The organism is Mycobacterium sp. ABE4_509 (assembly GCF_056160785.1).
On record NZ_JBSWXU010000084.1, the window covers coordinates 1 to 22,318 of the forward strand.

22 protein-coding genes are annotated in these 22,318 nt (G+C 69.7%); 3 read left to right on the forward strand and 19 right to left on the reverse strand.

The genetic code is table 11. The features are described 5' to 3' along the window. The 3 genes from ACXAID_RS17590 to mqo all read right to left on the reverse strand — a co-directional run. Nucleotides 1–1,226: magnesium chelatase ATPase subunit I (locus ACXAID_RS17590; RefSeq protein ID WP_475023494.1), on the reverse strand; the 1,226-nt coding region annotated here is incomplete at its 3' end. Continuing rightward, complete coding sequence (locus ACXAID_RS17595; RefSeq protein ID WP_475023495.1) at nucleotides 1,223–1,669, reverse strand: GNAT family N-acetyltransferase; 447 nt, start codon at nucleotides 1,667–1,669, stop codon at nucleotides 1,223–1,225. The genes ACXAID_RS17595 and ACXAID_RS17590, both read right to left, overlap by 4 nt. Before the next feature lie 13 nt (nucleotides 1,670–1,682). Next, complete coding sequence (gene mqo, locus ACXAID_RS17600; RefSeq protein ID WP_475023496.1) at nucleotides 1,683–3,239, reverse strand: malate dehydrogenase (quinone); 1,557 nt, start codon at nucleotides 3,237–3,239, stop codon at nucleotides 1,683–1,685. 138 nt (nucleotides 3,240–3,377) lie between these two features. Between mqo and ACXAID_RS17605 the strand changes: the two genes are divergently transcribed. Both ACXAID_RS17605 and mtr read left to right on the forward strand, forming a co-directional pair. Then, nucleotides 3,378–4,421 carry an alpha/beta hydrolase gene (locus tag ACXAID_RS17605; protein ID WP_475023497.1) on the forward strand — a complete coding sequence of 348 codons (1,044 nt, stop codon included), beginning with the start codon at nucleotides 3,378–3,380 and terminating at the stop codon, nucleotides 4,419–4,421. Continuing rightward, on the forward strand, nucleotides 4,414–5,826 hold the full coding sequence (gene mtr, locus ACXAID_RS17610; protein ID WP_475023498.1) for a mycothione reductase: 1,413 nt from the start codon (nucleotides 4,414–4,416) through the stop codon (nucleotides 5,824–5,826). The genes ACXAID_RS17605 and mtr overlap by 8 nt, the downstream gene beginning before the upstream one ends. 94 nt (nucleotides 5,827–5,920) lie before the next feature. Here mtr and ACXAID_RS17615 read toward each other — a convergent pair whose 3' ends face one another. The 7 genes from ACXAID_RS17615 to ACXAID_RS17645 form a co-directional block, all read right to left on the reverse strand. Beyond that, the gene (locus tag ACXAID_RS17615) at nucleotides 5,921–6,661 is read right to left on the reverse strand and encodes an energy-coupling factor ABC transporter ATP-binding protein (RefSeq protein WP_475023499.1); all 741 of its coding nucleotides are present in this window, start codon (nucleotides 6,659–6,661) and stop codon (nucleotides 5,921–5,923) included. After that, nucleotides 6,658–7,437, reverse strand: a complete 780-nt coding sequence (gene cbiQ, locus ACXAID_RS17620) for a cobalt ECF transporter T component CbiQ (RefSeq protein ID WP_475023500.1) — start codon at nucleotides 7,435–7,437, stop codon at nucleotides 6,658–6,660. The genes ACXAID_RS17615 and cbiQ overlap by 4 nt, the downstream gene beginning before the upstream one ends. Nucleotide 7,438: 1 nt before the next feature. Next, nucleotides 7,439–7,807: a PDGLE domain-containing protein gene (locus ACXAID_RS17625; RefSeq protein ID WP_475023501.1), complete on the reverse strand. Its 369-nt coding sequence runs from the start codon at nucleotides 7,805–7,807 to the stop codon at nucleotides 7,439–7,441. Beyond that, entirely contained in the window at nucleotides 7,804–8,487 is a 684-nt protein-coding gene (locus tag ACXAID_RS17630) for an energy-coupling factor ABC transporter permease (RefSeq protein ID WP_475023514.1), read from the reverse strand. The genes ACXAID_RS17625 and ACXAID_RS17630 overlap by 4 nt, the downstream gene beginning before the upstream one ends. 107 nt (nucleotides 8,488–8,594) lie before the next feature. Beyond that, on the reverse strand, nucleotides 8,595–9,125 hold the full coding sequence (locus tag ACXAID_RS17635) for a COG4315 family predicted lipoprotein (protein ID WP_475023502.1): 531 nt from the start codon (nucleotides 9,123–9,125) through the stop codon (nucleotides 8,595–8,597). An 84-nt stretch (nucleotides 9,126–9,209) separates the two neighbouring features. Then, nucleotides 9,210–10,112, reverse strand: coding sequence for a cytochrome c biogenesis CcdA family protein (locus ACXAID_RS17640; protein WP_475023503.1), 903 nt, complete (start codon nucleotides 10,110–10,112; stop codon nucleotides 9,210–9,212). After that, on the reverse strand, nucleotides 10,109–10,654 hold the full coding sequence (locus tag ACXAID_RS17645; protein ID WP_475023515.1) for a protein disulfide oxidoreductase: 546 nt from the start codon (nucleotides 10,652–10,654) through the stop codon (nucleotides 10,109–10,111). The genes ACXAID_RS17640 and ACXAID_RS17645 overlap by 4 nt, the downstream gene beginning before the upstream one ends. 273 nt (nucleotides 10,655–10,927) lie before the next feature. Between ACXAID_RS17645 and ACXAID_RS17650 the strand changes: the two genes are divergently transcribed. Continuing rightward, a complete protein-coding gene (locus ACXAID_RS17650; RefSeq protein ID WP_475023504.1) occupies nucleotides 10,928–11,467 on the forward strand; it encodes a peroxiredoxin-like family protein in 540 nt (179 codons plus the stop codon). Here the strand turns inward: ACXAID_RS17650 and ACXAID_RS17655 are convergent. From ACXAID_RS17655 to ACXAID_RS17695, 9 genes are all read right to left on the reverse strand, one after another. Next, the gene (locus ACXAID_RS17655) at nucleotides 11,464–11,997 is read right to left on the reverse strand and encodes a hypothetical protein (RefSeq protein WP_475023505.1); all 534 of its coding nucleotides are present in this window, start codon (nucleotides 11,995–11,997) and stop codon (nucleotides 11,464–11,466) included. The genes ACXAID_RS17650 and ACXAID_RS17655 overlap by 4 nt on opposite strands. After that, nucleotides 11,994–14,498: a DUF4185 domain-containing protein gene (locus tag ACXAID_RS17660; protein WP_475023506.1), complete on the reverse strand. Its 2,505-nt coding sequence runs from the start codon at nucleotides 14,496–14,498 to the stop codon at nucleotides 11,994–11,996. The genes ACXAID_RS17655 and ACXAID_RS17660 overlap by 4 nt, the downstream gene beginning before the upstream one ends. A 237-nt stretch (nucleotides 14,499–14,735) precedes the next feature. Beyond that, entirely contained in the window at nucleotides 14,736–17,210 is a 2,475-nt protein-coding gene (locus tag ACXAID_RS17665; RefSeq protein ID WP_475023507.1) for a GcvT family protein, read from the reverse strand. Between the two features lie 26 nt (nucleotides 17,211–17,236). Further along, a complete protein-coding gene (locus ACXAID_RS17670) occupies nucleotides 17,237–18,160 on the reverse strand; it encodes a phosphotransferase (protein WP_475023508.1) in 924 nt (307 codons plus the stop codon). Nucleotides 18,161–18,286: 126 nt separating this feature from the next. After that, entirely contained in the window at nucleotides 18,287–19,087 is an 801-nt protein-coding gene (locus tag ACXAID_RS17675; RefSeq protein ID WP_475023510.1) for a GntR family transcriptional regulator, read from the reverse strand. Nucleotides 19,088–19,141: 54 nt separating this feature from the next. Continuing rightward, nucleotides 19,142–19,462 carry an ArsR/SmtB family transcription factor gene (locus ACXAID_RS17680; protein WP_475023511.1) on the reverse strand — a complete coding sequence of 107 codons (321 nt, stop codon included), beginning with the start codon at nucleotides 19,460–19,462 and terminating at the stop codon, nucleotides 19,142–19,144. A gap of 70 nt (nucleotides 19,463–19,532) precedes the next feature. Continuing rightward, nucleotides 19,533–20,264 carry a FadR/GntR family transcriptional regulator gene (locus ACXAID_RS17685; RefSeq protein ID WP_475023512.1) on the reverse strand — a complete coding sequence of 244 codons (732 nt, stop codon included), beginning with the start codon at nucleotides 20,262–20,264 and terminating at the stop codon, nucleotides 19,533–19,535. A gap of 12 nt (nucleotides 20,265–20,276) precedes the next feature. Continuing rightward, on the reverse strand, nucleotides 20,277–21,053 hold the full coding sequence (locus ACXAID_RS17690; protein WP_475023516.1) for a 3-oxoacyl-ACP reductase: 777 nt from the start codon (nucleotides 21,051–21,053) through the stop codon (nucleotides 20,277–20,279). Then, nucleotides 21,050–22,318, reverse strand: a 1,269-nt coding sequence (locus ACXAID_RS17695) for an aldehyde dehydrogenase family protein (protein WP_475023513.1), incomplete at its 5' end; no start/stop codon positions are given. The genes ACXAID_RS17690 and ACXAID_RS17695, both read right to left, overlap by 4 nt.

Sequence of the window (22,318 nt, forward strand, 5' to 3'; positions counted from 1 at the left end):
GGAGCCCCCTCGCCGACGCCGGGCACCACCAGCGGCCGGGTCCGGAACTGCGCCGAGGGCGGCGCACTCGAGACCGGTTTGGACGGCGGCACATCCGGCCCCGGGGGTGGGCCGTCGCCGGACGGGGCTTCCGACCCCTGCGAATCCGCCGCGGAACCCGAGTCCTGCTGCGGTGCTTGCCCGTCGGACTCGTCGGTCGCCGCCTCGCCTCCGCCCGGCGGCTCGGGATCGGGTTCCTGATCGGCCGCCTCGGCGGCCTGATCCATCGCATCGTCGAGCCGTTCGGGGTCCAGGCCCGGGTCGTCGAACGGGTCGCGCCGGCGACGGTGCGGCAGCGCCAGTTCGGCGGCCACCCGGATGTCCTGTTCGTCGACCACCGACGCCCCTGGAATCTCTCCCGTCGCGTCGCCCGCCGCGCGCCAGGCCGCGTGCGCCACCGCGGTGCGCGCGACCACCAGATCGGCACGCATCCCGTCGACGTCGAACGCCGCGCACAACGCCGCGATCCGGCGTAATTCACTGTCGGGCAACACCACATCCGGTAGCAGCGCCCGCGCATCGGCGATGCGGACGGCCAACTCGGCATCGGCCCGCGCGTAGCGTTTCGCGAATCCCGCCGGGTCGGCCTCGAAGGCCAGGCGCGAACGGATCACCTCGGTGCGCACCTCGACGTCGCGCGAGGCGGCGACGTCGACGGTCAGCCCGAACCGGTCCAGCAGCTGCGGGCGCAGTTCGCCCTCCTCCGGATTCATCGTGCCGATCAGCACGAACCGGGCCTCGTGACTGTGCGACACACCGTCGCGTTCGATGTGCACCCGCCCCATGGCCGCCGCATCGAGCAGGATGTCGACCAGATGGTCGTGCAGCAGGTTGACCTCGTCGACGTAGAGCACGCCGCGGTGGGCGCGGGCCAGCAGCCCGGGCGAGAAGGCGTGTTCCCCCTCGCTGAGCACCTTGTGCAGGTCGAGCGACCCGATCACGCGGTCCTCGGTGGCGCCGATCGGAAGTTCGACGAGATGCCCGCCCCCCGCATCGCCGAACGCCGCGGTCAGCACCTCGGCCAGACCGCGCACCGCCGTCGACTTGGCGGTGCCCTTCTCACCCCGGATGAGCACCCCGCCGATGTCGGGCCGCACCGCGCACAACACCAGCGCCAGCCGCAGCCGTTCGTGGCCGACCAGCGCACTGAACGGATAGTTCACCTCGGCGCGTTCGGCGACGGTCACGGTTTCACCATCGGCACGTGCGGGATGCCGTCATCGAGGAATTCCTCGCCGGCGCGGACGAACCCGTGCCGGCCGTACATCTCGGCCAGATAGGTCTGCGCGTTGATGTGGCAGGGGTAGTCACCCACCTCGGCCAGCGCCGCGGTCAGCAGCCGGGCGGTGTGCCCGTGGCCGCGGTCGCTGCGCTTGGTGCACACCCGCCCGATGCGGAAGGCCTTCTGCCCCGCCGGATGCTCCTCCATCAAACGTAGTGTCGAAATCACTTGCCCCTCAGGATTTTCCAGCCAGAAATGGCGGGTCTCGGCGAGCAGGTCCCGGCCGTCCAGCTCAGGATAGGGGGTGGCCTGCTCGACGACGAAGACCTCCACGCGCAGCTTGAGCAGCTCGTAGAGCGTTGCGGCGTCCAGGTCCTTGGCCCAGCTGCGACGCAGCGCGACCGTCATCAAGCAGTCACCGTCAGACGCTCGCCGAGGTCGGGGTGTGGCCGGTTCCGGCGACCGAGACGCCGCCGGGCACATCCGGTACACCGCTGGCGGGCTCGTCCAGCTTGAGCACCTTGGTGCCCCATGCCCAGACTTCCTCGAACAGTGCCGGTTCACTCGACAGCGGGGTGCCCAGCGAGGGGACCATCTCCTTGAGCTTGGGCTGCCAGCCCTCGTAACGGTCGGGGAAGCAGCGCTGCATCACGTCGAACATCGCCGGCACCGCGGTCGACGCGCCGGGTGACGCGCCGAGCAGCCCGGCGATGCTGCCGTCGGCGGCCGAGAGCACGGTGGTGCCGAACTCCAGCACGCCGCCCTTGCCCTTGGCCTTGCGGATCACCTGGACGCGCTGACCGGCGATGTCGAGTTCCCAGTCGGCGTCCTGCGCGGTGGGCACGAACTCGCGCAGGGTGTCCACCCGGGCCGCCTCGCTGAGCAGCAGCTGGCCGATCAGGTACTTCAGCAGACCCATCTCGGTGAGGCCCACCCCGAGCATCGACACCAGGTTGTCGGGCCGGACGGAGAACGGCAGATCGGTGATCCTGCCCTGCTTGAGGAACTTGGGCGACCATCCGGCGAACGGCCCGAACAGCAGCCACGATTTGTCGTTGATGACGCGGGTGTCCAAGTGGGGCACCGACATCGGAGGCGCGCCCAGTGGCGGCACGCCGTACACCTTGGCCTGATGACCGGCCGTCAGAGCGGGCTTGCCGGTACGCAGCCACTGGCCGCCGACCGGGAAGCCGCCGAAACCTTTGGACTCCTTGATGCCGGCCTTCTGCAACAGCGGCAGCGCGCCGCCGCCGGCCCCGACGAAGACGAACTTGGCGTCGAAAGTGCGCTTGCGGTCGGTGCGCCGGTTGACGACCTTCACCCTCCAGGTCCCGTCGGAGTTCTTGGTCAGGTCGGTGACCTCGTGGCCGAACAGGGTCGACATACCCTGCTTGGCACCGAAACCGATCAGCTGGCGCGACAGCGCACCGAAGTCGACGTCGGTGCCGTCCTGGGTCCAGTTGAGCCCGACCGGCTCGGAGAAGTCGCGTCCGGCCGCCATCAGCGGCAGCCTGCGGGCGAACTCGTCGCGGTCGTCGATGAACTGCATCGTGGCGAACAACGGGTTGGTGACCAGCGCCTCGTAGCGACGGCGCAGGTAGTCCACGTTGTCCGCGCCCTGCACGAAGCTCACGTGCGGGATCGGGTTGAGGAAGCTGCGGACGTCGGGCAGCACCCCGTTCTCGACGGCGTAGGACCAGAACTGCCGGGAGACCTGGAACTGCTCGTTGACGTTGATGGCCTTGGTGGTGTCGATCGATCCGTCCGGGCGCGCCGGGGTGTAGTTCAACTCACACAGCGCGGAGTGCCCGGTGCCGGCGTTGTTCCAGGCGTCACTGCTCTCGGCGGCCGCACCGTCGAGGCGTTCGACCAACGTCATCGACCAGTCCGGCTCCACCAGACGCAGCAGCGTCGACAGCGTCGCGCTCATGATGCCCGCCCCCACCAGCAGGACGTCGGTCTTCTCCGGTTCAGACAACTCGTCGGTCCTTCGCAGTCGCGGCCCGTAGATCACGGCTTACCGGTGTTCAGGTTATCCCGCGGGACTCGGAGACCACCTGGCGACCATCGCCACACGGCGCCGTGGGCATCCCGGATCGGCATTAGGGTGGCAGACGTGTCTGGATGGGAGCCCGATGTGCTGCCCGGATACTGGCAGTCGACGTTCGAGCTGGGCCCCGATCCCGATGGCCAGGGTGAGCTGGTGGCGACGCTGGTCAGCCGGGGACACCCCGGTGACGACGCAGCGCGCAACGCCCGCGACGTGGTGCTCGTGGTGCACGGATTCACCGACTACTTCTTCCACACCGAGCTGGCCGACCACTTCGCCTCCCGCGGCTTCCGGGTCTACGCGCTTGACCTGCACAAATGTGGCCGCTCCCACCGGCCTGGCCAGACCCCGCACTTCACCACCGACCTGACCCGCTACGACGTCGAGCTCGAGCGCGCGCTGGCCCTCATCGCGGCGGTGTCGCCGGCCCGGGTGCTGGTGTACGGGCACTCGGCCGGCGGACTGGTGACGTCGCTATGGCTGGATCGGATGTGCCGCCGCGGGGCCACCGCCGGCGCCGGTGTGACCGGCCTGGTGCTCAACAGCCCCTGGCTGGACCTGCAGGGGCATCCGTTTCTGCGCTCGGCGCCGACGTCGGTGGCACTGCAGGCGCTGGGGCGGCTGCGCAAGCACACCGTGGTGCGCCGGCCCACCAGCGGCGGCTACGGCGCCACCCTGCACCGCGACTACGACGGCGAGTTCGAATACAGCCTCACCTGGAAGCCGATCGGCGGTTTCCCGGTGACCTTCGGCTGGCTGCACGCGATCCGGCGTGGCCAGGCCCGCCTGCACCGCGGCCTGGATGTCGGCGTGCCCAACCTGATCCTGCGGTCGGACCGCACTGTGCGCGAGGTCGCCGACCCGGCCGCCATCCAGCGCGGCGACGCCGTCCTCGACGTGGCACAGATCGCCCGCTGGGCGGGCTGCATCGGCAACCGCACCACGGTGGCCCCGATCGTGGACGCCAAGCACGACGTGTTCCTGTCGGTGCCCGAGTCCCGCCGCGCCGCCTACGCCGAGTTGGACCGCTGGCTGGACTGGTACCGCGGTGTGCACCTCGACGGCTGCGCGGCAACCCAATCGGGGGACGGGAGCGACGGCAATGGCTGACTTCGACATCGCGATCATCGGAACGGGATCGGGCAACTCGCTGCTCGACGAACGTTATGCCGACAAGCGGGTGGCGATCTGTGAGGAAGGCGTGTTCGGCGGGACGTGTCTGAACGTGGGCTGCATCCCTACCAAGATGTTCGTCTACGCCGCCGGGGTGGCCCAGCAGGTCCGCGGTTCGGGCCGGTTCGGCGTCGACGCCCACATCGACGAGGTGCACTGGCCCGACATCGTGTCGCGGGTGTTCGGCCGCATCGATCCGCTGGCCGCCGGCGGCGAGCAGTACCGGCGTTCCTCCCCGAACGTCGAGGTGTTCGCGAGCCACACCCGCTTCGCCGCGCCCGCCGCGGACGGGTCCTACCGGCTGCGCACCGACGCCGGCGACGAGTTCAGCGCCGAGCAGGTGGTCATCGCCGCGGGGGCCCGCGCGACGGTGCCCCCGGCGATCGCCGACTGCGGGGTGCCCTTTCACACCAGCGACACCATCATGCGGATCCCCGAGTTGCCCGAACACATCGTCATCGTCGGTGGCGGTTTCGTGGCCGCGGAGTTCGCGCACGTGTTCTCCGCGCTCGGGTCACACGTGACGATCGTGCTGCGCGGCACGACGATGCTCAGTCACTGCGACGACACCGTCTGCGAACGGTTCACCGACATCGCGAGCCGCAAGTGGGAGATCCACAGCCGCCGCAACATCCTTCGCGGCTCCTCCGGCCCGGCCGGGGTCACCCTGGACCTCGACGACGGTTCGACGCTGCGCGCCGACGCACTGCTGGTCGCCACGGGGCGGGTGCCCAACGGCGATCTGCTCGACGCGCACCTCGCCGGGGTGGAGGTCTCGGCAGGCCTGGTCACCGTCGACGACTACCAGCGCACCACCGCCCGCAACATCTTCGCGCTCGGTGACGTGAGTTCGCCGTACCAGCTCAAACACGTCGCCAACCACGAGGCGCGGGTGGTCAAGAACAACCTGCTGGCCGACTGGGACGACACCGAGAACCTGATGCCGGCCAACCACCGCAACGTGCCCTCGGCGGTGTTCACCGAACCGCAGATCGCCTGTGTCGGACTCACCGAGAACGAGGCCCGCGCAGCCGGCTACCGCATCCGGTCCAAGGTGCAGGACTACGGCGACGTCGCCTACGGATGGGCGATGGAGGACTCGACCGGCTTCGCCAAGCTGATCGTCGACGACGACACCGGGCTGCTGCTGGGCGCCCACATCATGGGCCACCAGGCGTCGTCGATCATCCAGCCGATCATCCAGGCCATGGCGTTCGACCTGCCCGCCCAGGACATGGCACGCGGCCAGTACTGGATTCACCCGGCGCTGCCGGAGGTGGTGGAGAACGCGCTGCTGGCGCTGTGCGACGAGCGGCCCTGGCCGCCGCCGCGCCGGCACTGACCGCCGCCACTGACCGCCGAAACGGCATTCCGGCAGGCGCGCTCTCGCACTTTCGCTGCCGGAATGCCAGTTCGGCGAGCTCGGTTGGTTCGCGTCAGCGGGAGCCGACGGTGAACCCCCACGGCAGTTCGAGGCGGTGCCTGGCGAGCAGTTCGGCGTCCGAGAGCACCTCGGCCACCGGGCCGTCGGCGACGATGACACCGCGGTCCATCACGATCGCCCGGTCGCACAGCTGCGCAGCGTAGGGCAGGTCGTGGGTGACGATCAACATCGTCGCGTCCAGCCCCGCCAGCGTCTCGGCGAGCTCACGCCGGGCCACCGGGTCGAGGTTCGCCGACGGCTCATCGAGCACCAGAATCTCGGGCTCGCAGGCCAATACGGTGGCCAGCGCGGCGCGTCGGCGCTGGCCGCCGGACATGTGTGCCGGGCTCCGGTCGGCCAGCTCGGTCATCGACACGATGTCGAGGGCGTCGCGGACCCGGGCCGCCAACTCCTCGCCGCGCAGACCGAAGTTGGCCGGGCCGAACGCGACATCCTGGGCCAGGGTGGGCATGAACAACTGGTCGTCGGGATCCTGGAAGACCAGCCCGACGCGGCGCCTGATGTCGCGCAACGTGTTGCGCGACAGCACTGTCCCGCCGATCTCGACGGCGCCGGCCGATGCGGTCAGCACGCCGTTGAGGTGCAGCATCAGCGTGGTCTTGCCCGCGCCGTTGGGTCCCAGCAGCGCCACCCGCTCCCCCGGCGCCACATCCAGGTCGATGCCGTCGAGCGCCACGTGACCGTCGGGGTAGCTGTAGCGCAGCCCCTGTACCCGCACCGACGGGACGCTCATCGCGCCACCCAGGCGCTGACCGCCACCAGCACCGCCGCCGAGGCCGGCACCAGCGCAAGCACCCACTGCCGCGACGAGGCGGCCACCGCACAGCCCGCCCCGACCGCCAGCGGCGGCACCTGACCGTCGAAGCCTCGGGAGAGCATCGCCAGATAGACCCGCTCGCCGCGTTCATAGGAGCGCAGGAACAACGAGCCGACGCCTTTGGCGGTCGCGCCGATCTGATGCATCATCCGCGGTGAGTCACCGCGGGAGATGCGCGCCATCCGCATCCGCCGGGCCTCGGCGGCCAGCACGTCGATGTAGCGGATCATCAGCGTCAGCACCGACACGATGACACCGGGAACACGCAACCTGCTCAGCGCGATCGGCAGTTCGCGCGCCGACGTCGTGGCGGCCACCGTCAGCGAGGCCGCGACGCCGAGGGTTCCCTTGGCCACGATTCCCCACGCCGCGTAGAGACCGGCCACCGACAACTCGACCCCGGCGACGGTCACCCGTTCACCACCCTCGGCGAACGGCAACAGCACCGCCAGCACCACGAACGGCACCTCGATCAGCATCCGCGGCAGGACCCAGCGCAGCGGGATCTGGGCCACCCGCCAGGTGAGCAGAACGATTAGGGCGAACAGCCCGAAGGGCCAGATCAGCTCCCGCGGGGTGGCGACCACCGCCAGCACGAACACCACCAGACAGACGACCTTGACCTCGCCCGGCAGCCGGTGCACCGGTGAGTCCCCGTCACGGTAGAGCGGGTGCGAGTGGCCGCCAGCCACGTCAGTCTCCGGTCTTGCTGTGGGCCCTACCCCGCGAGCGGGCGATCAGCCAGAAGATTCCGCCGGCCACCAGCACGGTCACCAGCACCCCGATGATCCCGGCGAATCCGCCGGTGCCGTCCTGGCCGCCCAGCGCGTAGTCGGCCAGCGGGGAACCGGCCAGCGAGTGCTCCTCGGCGTGCTGGGCGATGCAGTCACCGCGCAACTCTTCCCCGCCGGCGGTCTCGACGACCTCGCATCCCTGCAACGTCGCCGAATCCAGGCCGTCGGGGTTCGAACTGGCCAGGTAGGACACGCCACCGGCGATGAGCAGGGTGACCACGGCGAACCCGATCCAGAAGAACCAGCGCCGATGCGTCGACTCGGTCATGCGTTCGTCCCCACCTTCGCCGGGTTGGTGCGCAACAGGTAGACCAGGTCGGGGCGGGCCCGCACCACAGCCATCACGGTCAGCGCGGTGATGATCCCCTCCCCGACTCCGATCAGCACGTGGGTGCCGAACATGTAGGCCGCCACCGTCCCCAGCGATGTCGTGGCCGCACCGCCGAGGGCGTACTCGAGCACGAAACCCATCGCGGCGCAGACGGTTCCGACGACCGCAGCGACGAACGAGAGCGCCCCGAGGGCCGGCACGCCGACCTCGCCCCTGGTGCGCAGCAGCCGGTAGGCCAGCAGCGCGGTGCCGTAGCCGGCCGCCACACCGATGACGGACATGTTGACGATGTTGGTACCCAGCGCGGTCACCCCGCCGTCGGCGAACAGCAGCGCCTGCACGATGAGGACCACCGCCACACACAGGGCCCCGGTGAAGGGCCCGACGAGGATCGCGGCCAGCGCGCCACCGAGCAGGTGCCCGCTGACGCCCGGCAGGATCGGGAAGTTCACCATCTGGACCGCGAAGATGAAGGCCGCGACCAATCCGGCCAGCGGCACCGTCCGCTCGTCGAGCTCGGTGCGTGCCCGGTAGGCACAGACACCGAGCGCAACGACGGCGATCGCGACGAACGCCACCGAGACGGGCGCGTTGACGATGCCGTCGCTCATGTGCATGGCAAGGGTCTGCGCGTTCACACCAGCACCCTATTCCGCGGTCTGAACATCTGTCTAGCTGATCAGATGACCAGCGGGGAACTGCCCGACCGGGCAGGGCGACCGCCTCACTGCACGGTGGCGCGATCGCCGTCGGGTGTCAGGACGAACCATTCGGCGCCGAACAGGTCCACTGCGTGCCCGTTGATCTCCCCGGGCATGCCGTCACCGACGTACCAGTACAGCGGATGACCCTGGTAGGTCACCTGCTGACTGCCGTCCCGGCGGGCGGTGGTCTGTACCTGCGCCACCTGGATCCCGATGCCGCCGGATGCGTCACCGTCGGCCAGCAACGGCAGCCAGGTGTCGGCGCAGTCGTCGTAGCAGGTGGACTCCCCGGGGGAATCGGCCGACGACGCGTAGACCGTGCGGCCCACCCCGTCGACCACGATGGGGCCCAATCCGTCCACCTCGTCGATCTCCAGCCATCGGCCACCGACCGGCGGGATCCGGTCGGTCGACGGCGGCGGGGTCGGAGCCTCGGCCCCGAACGAGGCGGCCGGCGGGGACGGCGTCGAGGTCTGCACCTGGGTGGTCTCGGCGCCGCGGTTGTCCAGCGAACAGCCCCCGAGAGCGACCGCCGCGACGGCAAGGGGCACCGAAACCGTCCACCTACGCGTCATGGGGACCCGCGTTCCCCGCGACCGCCCCCTCCCAAACACCACGAACAACACCGCGGGGGCTCAATCGAGGCCCGATCCGTCGCCGGTCGCCGGTGAGTCCGCCGACCTCGATGCGCCGCGCCGGCGCCGCGATCGCTGCCACCCGGCACCGATCACGACCAACGCCGTCAATGCGGCCAGCAGTGACCAGACCCCGAGCGCGTCGACGGCACCGGCGAGCCAGGTCTGCACCGCACCGGCGGTCTCGATCACCGGGTCGGCCGCGTCGCCGTCGGCGAAGAACAGCCGGACCTCGTAGATCCCGTAGTACGTCACGTACAACCCGGTCAGCAGCACCACCACCCCCGCAATCCGGTTGACGTGCGGCAGTATTCGCCGGATCGCGCCGCCGGCGCCCGGCCCGACCAGCGCCACGGCCAGCGCCGCGACGCCGACGGTGATGGTCATTCCGGCCGCGTAAGCGAGGAAACCCAGAATGCCGGTGACGACGTCGCCGCGGCGCACGGTGGTGCCGATGACCGCAAGAAACGGTGCGATCGTGCACGACAGCGAGGCCACCGCATAACCCACCCCGTAGCCGTACATCGAACGCAGTCGCGCCGTCGGCGCACCGCCGGACCCCTTCGGCAGGACCACGGTGATGTCCCGGCCCGACAGCAACCACGCCGCAACGCCGATCAGGGCGACACCGATGACGATCGTGAAGTAGGGCAGGTAACGCTGCGCCGACGAGACCAGCGGCGAGACCACCAGCCCGAAGACCCCGAACACAGTGACGAATCCGGCGGCCATGGACACCGTCGCCGCGCCCGCGCGGGCCAGTGCCGCGGGGCGCGAAGGGGATTCGGCGCCCCCGGCGATGACCAGACCGAGATAGCCCGGCAGAAACGCGAAGCCGCACGGGTTCAGTGCGGCCACCAGCCCCGCGCCCAGCGCGAAACCGATCACGGCGGTGTCGATCATCCTCCCGACAACGCGCCGACCCGCTCGGCCAACTCCGACTCGGACATGCTGCCGGGCACGACGTCGACGTTGCCGGCGGCGTCGACGAACGCGAACGCCGGCTGGCGGGTGACGCCGAACTTCGCCCACACCGCACCGTCGACATCGGCGAGTTGGGTGAAGTCCTCGACCGGATAGCGGTCGACGAACTGCTGCATCGCCGCCGGCTCGTCCAGGCCTGCGACGCCGATGAATCGCACGCCGGGATTGTCTGCCGCGCTCTGCGCCACCACCGGCGCCTCCCGCTGGCACGTCGGACACCACGGGGCCCAGAACCACAGTACCGCGGGAGCGCCCAGCAGGCTCTCCCCCGAGAACTGCTCGCCGTCGAGCGTGGTGGCGCTGAACTGCAGCTGCGCCGGAACCGACACATCAGCCGGGCCCGTCGGCGCGGGCGCCTGCGTCGATGCGGCCGGGCCGGCCACCGCGGATTCCGGCGACGAGGACACCGACGAGGGCGCGGTCTCGGCGGCGCACCCACTGAACAAGCCGATGCTCAGCATCACCGCGATCGCCATCCGAATCACTGCAGATCCTTCCCGTGCCGGGCCAGTCGATGAGCCGACGTCACCGGTGCCGGGCTGCGACCACGTCGCGGCCGGCACCGCAGCCGGGGGTTCCAGCATGGTCACAGTCTCCGGCAACCGACAGGCCGACATCATGACAATTCGGTGACCTGCCCCGCCGGAGCTCACCGAGATCAGCGACATCCGGGACATCTGGGCAGGCACCGACATTGCCCACGAACACCTCACTGACCGTGGTCTACTGCGAAGATGTCCGCATTCGCCCCCGGCGACGTCGTGTCCCCTCGACACCTGAGAGCCATCGACGACACCGCGGTCCCGGTACCCGACCCCGACCGTCTCGTCCACCTGCAGTTCCGCCGGTTCGCCGGCTGCCCCATCTGCCACCTGCACATCCGGTCCGTCGCACAGCGCCACGACGAGATCGTCGCGGCCGGGGTCACCGAAGTCGTCGTCTTCCACTCGGCAGCCGAACCGCTGCGCAGATACCAACCGGACCTGCCGTTCGCGGTCGTCGCCGACCCGGATCGGCGACTCTACGACGAGTTCGGGGTCGGAACGTCCCTGGCCTCGGTCGCCCACCCCCGCGCCTGGCTGGCCGCGGCGCGGGGAGCGAGGCGCCAGAGCTCGCTGACCGCCGGGGTAGGCCGTGGTGAGGACCATCTCGGCTTACCGGCCGACTTCCTGATCGCCCCCGACGGGCAACTGCTGGCCGCCAAGTACGGCACCCACGCCGACGATCAGTGGCCGGTCGCCGAGATCCTCGACCTGGCGCGCCGGTTCGGCTAGCTGCGCTGCCAGAGGCAGAAGCCGCTGAGCTTGACGGTGTACAAGGCCGTGGTCGCCTCGAAGGTGAGCGGCTGACCCGGATCACCGGTGCGGGTCTGCGGCTCACTGGTCTTGTCCGGTCCGCCGGTGACGTCGAAATATTCTGCGCTGCAGACTCCGTCCGGCTGCTGCGGGGTACCGGTCCACTGCCCGGCCATCACCTCGGGGTTTCGGATGCCCTGTCCCCGCAACGTGAGTTCCGGACCGGAGGTCAGCCACCGATCGGAGTCGGGGTACTCGCCGGTGAAAGCCTGCCACGTCCCGCCGGTGCACTCGAGCAGGTTCTTTCGATTGCTCGGGTCGCCGGGCTGCGGCGGCAGCGCGGTGAGTGCGCCGTACTGACCGGTCGGGCAGGTCGCGCCCGGCTGTGGTGGCCCGGCGGGTTCCGCCGGAGTGGCGTTCCCCGGATCCGCGTGTGCGCACGCGACCACCATCGTGGTTGCCGCCAGTGCCGTGGCGCCCGCCGTCAGGGCCAGAAGGTGCCGGCTCATAGGGACTCGGTGACTTCGAGCCTGCTCAGGTCCGCACGCATCATCCGGACGTTGTAGTCATTCCACTGCGAGACGTTGTAGTACAGGTACTTCTCGTTACCGGCACCCAGTTGATCGGTACCGGAGAGCGGGTGGATCATCGGCGCGTACATCGACGTGTTCTGGCCGGCTCCGGCGTTGCCCTGCAGGACCGTCGACTTCGACCACTCGCCCTGTGGCGAATCGGACACCCGCATCACCACGTTGTTGCCACCATCGGTGTAGACCACCACGTAGTTGTCGAGGTACTCGTTGTACTGCACCGACATCTCGCTGACGTTGCCGCTGCTGCCGCCCGCCGAGAAGATGCCGCCCGGTGCGAACCCGGCCGGATAGATCCACTTGAGGAAGCTGACGAACGGAGCCAGGATGGCGCCGATGATGCCGGTCTCCGGGAAGATCGAGCCGGTGCTGCCTTCCGACGAGATCACCGCGGTGGCAGCCGACGGGTCGCCCTTGACCCAGTTGCCGGTGTCGTCCTCGTTGTTCCCGGCGAAGTACTGGTACTCAGCGAGGTCGGTGATCTGACTTTCCGGCACGCGGGCCACGTAGGCCGAACCCTGCCGGCCGGACGGGGTGCCGTACACGTAGACGTAGCGCTCGGTCTGCTCCGGTGTGGTCCAGGAGTCGGGGTCGTCCGGATTGCCGTACATCATGGCGTTCTGCTGGAAGCGGGCGTTGCCACCAGACGATCTGCGGACGGTGTCCTCGTCGATGGTCCAGGTTTTTCCGCCATCCTCGGAGACGGCGACCGCCGACCAGTTGGTGGTCCAACTGCCGGCCTGACCCCATTGCTTGATCGACATCACGGTGGCGTACTGATAGTTGACGGTGTTGCCGTCCTCGTCGACCTGCGGCTCACCGTCGTCGTCCAGCACCGGCCCACCGGCGATGGCCGCTGTCGGAATCAGCGTGTATGTCGTGGTCCGTTCCAGGCGGTCGATCCGTTGGATCTCGCTGTCGGGGACGATCTGGGTGGCCCCGGCGCGGTTGCCGTCCGGGTTGCCGGTGACCGTCCAGCGCTGCGGGTTCCACCAGGTGTTGTCGGCGTAGATGCCGCCAGGGCTGATCACCGCATCGCTGAACTGCAGCCCGTTGTTCAGGTTCAGGTCTGTCGAGCGCAGCAGCACGTTGTCGCGCCAGCCCCGGTTCGACGCCGGATCGGCCACGTCGTAGGTGTCACCGAACAGGGCGTAGACGATGGGCTTGCCTTCGCTGTCGGTGCTGCCGACCCACATGATTCCCAGGTCGGTACCGCCGACGTACCACACGTCGGTGGGGCCGGTGCCCGAGCCGTTGCCGGTGGTCCAGCCGGTTTGTGTCGAACTCGTCGAGCCGGAGATCACCGGTGCGGGGGTCTGCCCCGGATTCTGTTGCCACTCGTCGTCGGCCACCAGCGCGGCGGCCAGCAACGCGACCTCGGCGTCGGCCGGTGTCGGCAAGACAGTTCCGTCGACAGACTTCAGTGCGACGCCATCGGGGCCATCGGGATTGACGTCCTTCTGGGATTCGCGGCGGGTCCAGGCGGCGAGCGCCCACGCCAGCGGCACCTGACCGCCCCAGGGGGCGCCCGGCAGGCTGCCGGTGAACGGCGCAGCGGCCATCGTCAGCAGTCCGGTGACCAGCTGTGGGACCTCCGCCGCGGCGGTCCCGTTCGTTGGTGTGGCCAGCGCGGGGTCGCCCGAAGCCGTGGCGGTCAGCACCGGTGCGCTGGCCAGCGTCACTGCGGGCTCCAGCGTCGCGCGCAGCGACTCGGATGCTCGGCGGCCACGGCCGGCGGCCTCTTCCACGACACCGTTCGCGGCGTCCTGCAGGGCCTGCGCCGGTGAATCTGCGGCGAAGCCAGTGCCCTTCGGTGCGGTGACCTGGGTCAGCGGTTCACGTCGGGAATCGGTTGCGCGGTTCGCTCTGCTGCGCGATTCGGGCTCCGATTCGTCAACTGCGCCCTCGGCGGCCGGAGCGGAGTCCGCCTCGTTGTCCACCGCCTCTGGTTGTGCACCGCGGTCCCCGGTCGGCTCCGTATCGGCATCGCCGAGGTCCTCGCTGGTGTCCGAGTCGGCATCAGTGACGTCCTCGCCGACGCCGGACTCGAGGTCCGATTCGAGTTCCGAGTCGAGGTCCGACTCGAGCTCCGATTCAAGCTCCGACTCGACGTCTGTGTCGGGGGCCCCGCCCTGCCGGTCGGCGGTCCGTTCGGCGCGGGACCCGGCCCTGTTGCGGATCCGTTCGGCGACCGAGGGCACGGAGCGGCCGGGCTCGGCGTCGGACGAGTCGGACGTGGAGTCGGTGTCCCGCGGCGTGCGGCTACCGCCATCCCCGCCGGAGCTGTCTGAGCTGCCGGCCGAACTGCCGCCGTCGGCGCCGTCCGCCCAGGCGATCCCGGCCCCGCTGGTCAGCGCAGCACCGATACCCAAGGCGACAGCCAGGGCTCCGACACGGCCGATGTGCTTGGTTGACTCCATGACGCTCCGTAACTGATCTACCCGCCAAACCCGGCCTGGTACGGGAATTTACCGAGCTTCGTCCGAAGCCGCGGCCAAATGGGGCCGAGTTGTCCAAGGTGTTGTTCTGAACTGCGATATCGGGACGGTACAACGCCCATCAAGAGAATCGTTGTGACGTTAGGGCAACGTTACACACTTAGCTGTGTGCAACACCGCCGCGTCAGGCCCGGCGGGTTTCGCCACGGCCGGCGGAGGCTAGCCGCGGACCCGTTCGCCGGCCGGATCGTAGAGCGGCCGAAGCGCCACCGAGATCGGGTACAGCGTGCCGCCGACGTTGATCTGGTAGTCGCCGCTGCGCACCCAGTCCCGGTCGGTCACGGCGCCGTCCACCGCGCGCAGGTAGGCCAGCCCGACACACGACCCGACCGTCTGCCCCCACGCCGCCGAAGTCGCCTGCCCGGCGACCTCACCGTTGCGCAGGATCAACTCCCCGCCCCATAGCATCGGCTCCGGGGAGTCGACCCGAAAACTCGCCAGGCGCCGCCGGGGCCCCTCGGCGCGTGCACGCTCCACGGCTTCACGGCCGAGGAAGTCGATGCCGGTGGCCAGCTTGCAGGCGAACAGCAGTCCGGCCTCGACCGGGTTCTCGCTGGGCGACAGCTCGCGGCCGAAGGCCCGGTATCCCTTCTCCAGGCGCAGCGATTCCAGCGCGTAGTAGCCGCCCCGGGCCACCCCGAACTCCTGGCCCGCGGCCATCAGGTCCTCGTATACGCCGACCGCGAATTCAGTGGGAACACAGATCTCCCAACCCAGTTCGCCGACGTAGGTGATCCTGGTGGCGCGCACGGTGGCGTAGCCGAGGGAGATCTCGGCGCTGGTGCCGAATCCGAACGCCTCGTCGGACAGGTCGGCATCGGTCAGCGATTCCAGCAGTGTCCGCGAAGACGGCCCCATCACCCCGAACACCGCATAGGCCGACGTGACGTCGACCAACTGCGTGTTGGCGCCCGCCGGAAAGTGCCGGCGGATCTGGGTGCGGATGTGGTCCTGGTCGCGTTCGCTGCTCGCCGCGCCGCTGACGATCAGGAACTGCTCGGCGGCCGTCCTGGTGACCGTGACGTCGGCCTCGTAGGTGCCGCGCGCGTTGAGCATGCCGGTGTAGACGGTGCTGCCCACTGCGACGCCGACGTCAGCGGTGCACAGCCACTGCAGGGCGGCCTCGGCGTCCGGCCCGACCAGCAGGTACTTGGAGAAGGAGGTCTGATCGAAGACCGTCACCCCGGTGCGGGTGCTGGCCTGTTCGGCCGCCGCGAACTCCAGCCAGTTCGGTTTGCCCCAGGTGTACTCGATAACCGGGTCGCTGCCCGGCGGGGCGAAGAAGTTGGGCCGCTCCCAGCCCATCCTGCTGCCGAAGTTCGCGCCGGCGGCGGACAGCAGGTGGTGCACCGGGGAACGCCGGAACGGCCGGGCGGTGGTCATCTCGCGGTTCGGCCATCCGATCTCGTAGTGGATGCCGAGCACCTCGGCGACGCGGTCGTGCAGCCAGCGGTTGTTGCCGTTGAACGGCGCGAAGCGGCGGATGTCGACCCCGGTCAGGTCCGAGGTCGGGGCTCCGTTGACGATCCATTCCGCCAGCGCGCGGCCCGCGCCCCCCGCGGTGGCGATGCCGACCGAGTTGAATCCCGCACCGACGAAGAAGTTCCGGCATTCGGGCGCCTCACCGAGCACGAACTGGTTGTCCGGGGTGAAGCTCTCGGGACCGTTGTAGAACTTCTTGATTCCGGTCGACTCCAGCGCCGGGATGCGCAGCAGCGCGCTGTTCATCAGGATCTCGAAATGCTCCCAGTCCTCGTCGAGGAGGGCGAACTCGAACGGGTACGGGATCGCATCCGGCGCCACCCACGGCTTGGCCTCGGGCTCGAAGCCACCGATGACCAGCCCGCCGACCTCCTCCTTGAAGTAGGTGTAGCCATCCGGGTCGCGCAGGATGGGTAGGTCGGGGTGCACACCGTCGATGTCCTCGGTGACCACGTAGAAGTGCTCGGCGGAGTGCAGCGGGACGTTGGCGCCGACCATCGCGGCGACCTGTTTGGCCCACTGGCCGGCGCAGTTGACGACGATCTCGGCCTCGATGTCGCCGGCATCGGTGCGCACGGCGCGCACGGCGGCGCCGTCGGTGAGCACGTCGAGCACCCGGACCTTCTCGATGATCCGGCACCCGCGCATCCGGGCTCCCTTGGCCAGCGCGAAGGTCAGGTCGGTGGGGTTGGCCTTGCCGTCCGCCGGCAGCCAGATCGCCCCGACCAGGTCGTCGGTGCGCATCACCGGGTAGCGCGCCAGTGCCTGCGCCGGGGTGAGGAGTTCGCAATCGAGATCGAATGCTGCGGCGTTGGCGGCGGTGCGACGCAGCTGCACCATGCGGTCCTCGGTGCGCGCGACGGTGACCCCGCCGCACTGTTTGTAGCCTGCCGAGAGGCCGGTCTCGGCCTCGAGCTCGGTGTAGAGCGACGTCGAGTACTGGACCAGCCGGGTCATTCCCTCCGAGGCCCGCAGCTGCCCCACCAGGCCGGCGGCGTGCCAGGTGGTTCCGCAGGAAAGCTGGCCCTGTTCGAGCAGCACGACGTCACCGATACCGAGCTTGGTCAGGTGGTAGGCGACGCTGGTGCCGATGACGCCGCCGCCGACGACGACGACGTGGGCGCGTTGCGGCAGCGGTTTCGCTGACGTCATGGGTTCTCTCTTTCCGGTTCCGTCGCTCAGTCGGGGGCCGCGACGTCGTCGAGCAGCCGGGCGTAGGCGGGGCTGCGGAATTCGGCCACTGCCGCCTCGTAGCGCTCCAGCGCCCAGTCCCAGAAGTCGAATTCGATGGCGCTGGAGCCGAATTGGATGCACCCCCACAGCGTCCAGCCGTACTTGGCCACGATGCCCTGCAGGTGGGCCCGGGCGGTCTTGTGCCGCAGCGGGCGACCGTAGTAGGTGGTGACCAGCTCGTCGAGCTGGTCCAGTGAGAGCCCGCACTCGCTCCAGATGTTGCCCAGCTCGAAACACGGGTCGTTGTTTCCGGAGTATTCGTAGTCGATGAGCCACATCCGCTCACCGTCGACGATGAAGTTGCCGGCCAGCAGGTCGTTGTTGCACGGCACCGTCGGCGCGTCGGTGGCGCCCAGGGCGCGTTCGGCGGCGGCGAAGGCCTCGGCGTGGTCGAGGTAGTCGTGCGGAATGCGGAAGCCGTGGGCCCGGGTAGTGGCCAGGTAGGCAGGTTGGCGCTCGAACATGTCGAACCGCCCGGCGAACCGGGGCCCCCGGTGCAGTCGCCGGCAGGTCGCGGCGGCCTGGGCGATGACACCGTCGTTCTGGAAGTCGTCGTTGCTCAACGTCTTTCCGTCCAGGTAGCCGAGCAGCAGCACCCCCAGGTCGGGGCGGTAGTCGATGACGGGGGCACCGACACCGGCTTTCTCGGCCGCCACGCTGTTGTGGTGTTCACGGTCGCGGTCGATGCCGAGCAGGTTGGCGCCGGTGTCCACGCAGCGTGCGACGTACACCGCTCCCGGGGTGCTGACCTTGACGTTGCGGTTGGTCAGGCCGCCGGACAGTTCTTCGAGGTTCCGCGGCCTGCCCGCCAGCGCGGGGATCTGGTCGAACAGTGTGTTCAGTTGTTCGTCGGTGAGCTGTGACGGCATCGAAAGAACCTCAACGCTGTGTGGACGTCCGCTACTTTGCGCACCGGCCCTGTCAAAGGTCTAGACTAATAGACTGCCGGTCACCTCGCCCGCCGACCGTCTTCCTGCCCGGTCGGCGCACAGCGGTCAGCGTGGCCGACGACCAGCGCCGCCGGCCTCGGCCTGCGAATGGATCCGGATCGCGGTCCGGTCGGAGCGGTGGTAGTCACGGGAGAACTCGACCGCACGGCCGTCTGCGGCCAACGACGTCCGGATGATAAGCAGCAACGGGCTCCCCGCGGCGACGTCGAGGATCGCGGCGAGGTCGGGGGTCGCCACGGTGGCCTCGATGCGCTGGTCGGCGGACTGCGGAGCACAGCCGTAGGCACCCATCACCGTGTAGAGCGACCCCTGCAGATCCTTGGCCAGCAGCCCGGGGAACATCGCCGCGGGCAGGTGGGCCTCCTCCAGCACGATCGGCTCGCCGTCGGCGGTGCGCAGCCGGTGGATCTCGTGCACCCGGTCGGTGCGACGCAACCCGAGCGCCCGGCCGACCTGGGCATCGGGGCGATGGGTGCCGGCCCGCAGCACCCGCGCGCCTGCTTCCACCTCGAAGCGCCGCATCTGTTCGGTGAAGCCCGGCAGGCTGGCGTGGTCGAGTTCGAACCGGCGGGCCGCCACGAAGTTGCCGCCGAAGCGGCCACGGCGGCGGTCGATGAGGCCCTTCGCCTCGACCGCGGCGAGGGCCTGGCGCAGCGTCATCCGGCTGACCCCCAGCGCCGTGGCGATCTCCACCTCCGAGGGCAGACGATCCCCGGGCGCCAACTCGCCCGCGCCGATGAGCGACTCGAGCCAGTTGGCGATGCGCGCGTGAACCGGCTGGTCGGACCCGGCACCCAGATCCGGACGGGGCGCCAGCGGCGGCTTGTCGACGCTCAACACGCGCACTCCTGGAAGTCTAGATTCCCGGGCGTCACCGGCGGGGCGGACCGGCATCCGGCCTCAGCCGTGCCGTGCGCCGATCCAGTGCAGCAGGTCGTGCACCGTCTCGTCTTCCAGCCGGTAGGTCACCGAACGCCCGGCACGGGTGTTGGTCACCCAGCCCTGCTGACGAAGCACCCGCAACGCCTGGGAGACAGCGTTCTCCGACCGGCCGAGCGCGGCGGCCAGGTCGCTGACGCAGATCCCCGGTGACCGGTGCAGACACAGCAGGATCTCCAGCCGGTGCGGATCGGAGACGAGATCGAACCGCTGGGCCCAGCCCGGGGTGTCGACCTCGGCCAGCGCCGAGGACGCCCGCTCGACCAGGTGCTCGTCCTCCACCCCTGCAAATCTAGTCCTCGACCGGCGCGCGCGTCGGCGCAGCGCCCGGGTGTGTCGACCTGCCGCGTGATCAGTCCAGGAATCCGTGCAGCAGCGCGGCCGAGCCCCGAACGTGGGCCGACATGGTCTGCGCCGCGGTCTCGGCGTCACCGGCCAGGATCGCCGCGACGATCGCGTCGTGCTGTTCATCGGAGTGCGTGATGTTGCGGGCCAGCAGCGGGATGCGGTCGAGCAGCTCGTTGAGCCGCATGCGGTTCTGCGCGACCAGGGGCACCAGGGAGGGCACGCCGGCGGCCTCGGCGATCGCCAGATGCAGCCGGGAATCCAGCCGCCGGTAGTCGGCGGTGTCCGCGCCGCGGACGTCGGCCAGCCGGTTCGACAATGCCTGCCGCTCGGTGGCCGTCAGCGTTCTGCCCGCTGCCGTGCGGGCGGCTCCGACCTCGAGGATCTCGCGCAGCCGGACCGCGTCGTCGATGTCGGCGCGGGACAACCGGAAGGCGTCGGCGCTGGGTGCGGGCAGCGACTCGGCCAGGAACGTGCCGCCGTAGCGCCCCCGCCGTGACACCAGATAGCCGGCCTCGGCCAGCGACTTGATGGCATCACGCACCGTGTCACGGCTGACCCCCAACCGGGTGGCCAGTTCCCGTTCCGGCGGCAGTGATTCGCCGGGCTGCAACACCCCCAGCCGGATGGTCTGCAGCAGCCGCGACACCGTGTCCTCGAACGCGTTGAGCGGGCGTACCGGACGCAGCAGCGCATCGCTGGCGTCGGCACGCTCGGCGGGGCTGGGCTGCGCGGCCATCAGGGCGTCCGGCTACAGCGGTGTGACGTAGGCCGAACTGATGCCGCCGTCGACCAGGAACGACGAGGCGGTGATGAACGATGCGTCGTCGCTGGCCAGGAACGCCACCGCGGCGGCCAGCTCCTCCGGTTCGGCGAACCGGCCCACCGGAACGTGCACCAGCCGGCGCGCGGCCCGCTCGGGATCCTTGGCGAACAGCTCCTTGAGCAGCGGTGTGTTGACCGGCCCCGGGCACAGCGCGTTGACCCGGATCCCCTGCCGGGCGAACTGCACACCGAGCTCACGCGACATCGCCAGCACCCCGCCCTTGGAGGCGGTGTAGGAGATCTGCGAGGTCGCCGAGCCCATCACCGCGACGAACGACGCGGTGTTGATGATCGACCCCTTCTGCTGCGGAACCATGTGCCGCAGTGCGGCCTTACAGCACAGGAACACCGATTTGAGGTTGACGTCCTGGACCCGCTGCCACGCGTCGAGCCCGGTGTTCTCGATCAGGTCGTCGTCGGGCGGGGAGATGCCGGCGTTGTTGAACGCGATGTCCACCGAGCCGTAGGTCTTCGCGGCGGTGTCGAAGAGGGTGTCGACGGCCACCTCGTCGGCGACGTCGACCGGCACGAAGGTTCCGCCGAACTCGTCGGCGACCTCCTTGCCGGTGGTGGGGTCGATGTCGCCGATCACGATCGTGGCGCCCTCGGCGTGCAGCCGTCGCACGCTGGCCAGCCCGATACCGCTGGCGCCGCCGGTGACCACGGCCACTTTGCCGGCCAGACGCTGGGTCAGATCCATCAGTTCTCCTCCGGGGACTCGTCGACGGCGATGAACACGTTCTTGGTCTCGGTGAACGACAGCGGGGCGTCCGGCCCGAGCTCACGGCCCAGCCCCGACTGCTTGAAGCCTCCGAACGGGGTGGTGTAGCGCACCGACGAGTGCGAGTTGACCGACAGGTTGCCGGCGTCGATCGCCCTGGTCACGCGCAGCGCCCGGGACAGGTTGTCGGTCCAGATCGAACCGGACAGGCCGTAGTCGGTGGCGTTGGCCAGTGCGATCGCATCGGCCTCGTCCTCGAACGGCAGCACCGCGACCACCGGGCCGAAGATCTCCTCGGTGACGGCGCGATCACCCCGCGGGGGTGTCAACACCGTTGGCGGAAACCAGAAGCCGGGCCCGGTCGGGGCCCAACCCCGGAAGGCCACGGGTGCGCCGTCGGGCACGAAGGAGGCCACCGAGTCGCGGTGCGCCCTGGACACCAGTGGTCCCATCTCGGTGCCGTCGTCGGTGGGGTCGCCGACCACCACCCCCTTGACCGCCGGCTCGAGCAACTCCATGAACCTGTCGTAGACGTTGCGTTGCACCAGAATCCGGCTGCGTGCGCAGCAATCCTGGCCGGCGTTGTCGAACACGCCGTACGGCGCGGTCGCGGCGGCGCGCTCGAGGTCGCAGTCGTCGAACACGATGTTCGCGCTCTTGCCGCCCAACTCGAGAGTGACCCGCTTGACGTGTGCGGCCGCACCGGCCATCACCTGCATGCCCACCTCGGTGGAGCCGGTGAACACGACCTTGCGCACGTCGGGGTGGCTGACGAACCGCTCCCCCACGACCGGACCTTCGCCGGGCAGCACACAGAACAGATCAGCCGGCAATCCGGCCTCCGCGGCGAGCTCACCGAGGCGCAGGGTGGTCAGCGGTGTCCACTCCGCCGGTTTGATCAGGACGGCGTTGCCGGCGGCCAGCGCCGGCGCGAAACCCCACGCGGCGATGGTCATCGGAAAGTTCCACGGAGTGATGATCCCGACCACGCCCAGCGGCTCGTGGAACGTCACATCCAAGCCGCCCGCGACGGGAATCTGACTGCCGGCCAACCGTTCCGGTGCAGCCGCATAATATTGCAGGACGTCGCGGACGTGGCCGGCCTCCCACCGGGCGCTGCCGATCGGGTGGCCCGAGTTGGCCACTTCCAGCTCCGCCAGTTCGTCGATGTGGGCGTCCACCGCGGCCGCGAAATCGCGCAGCGCGCCGGCGCGATCCGCCGGGGTCAGCTGGGCCCAGCTGCGCTG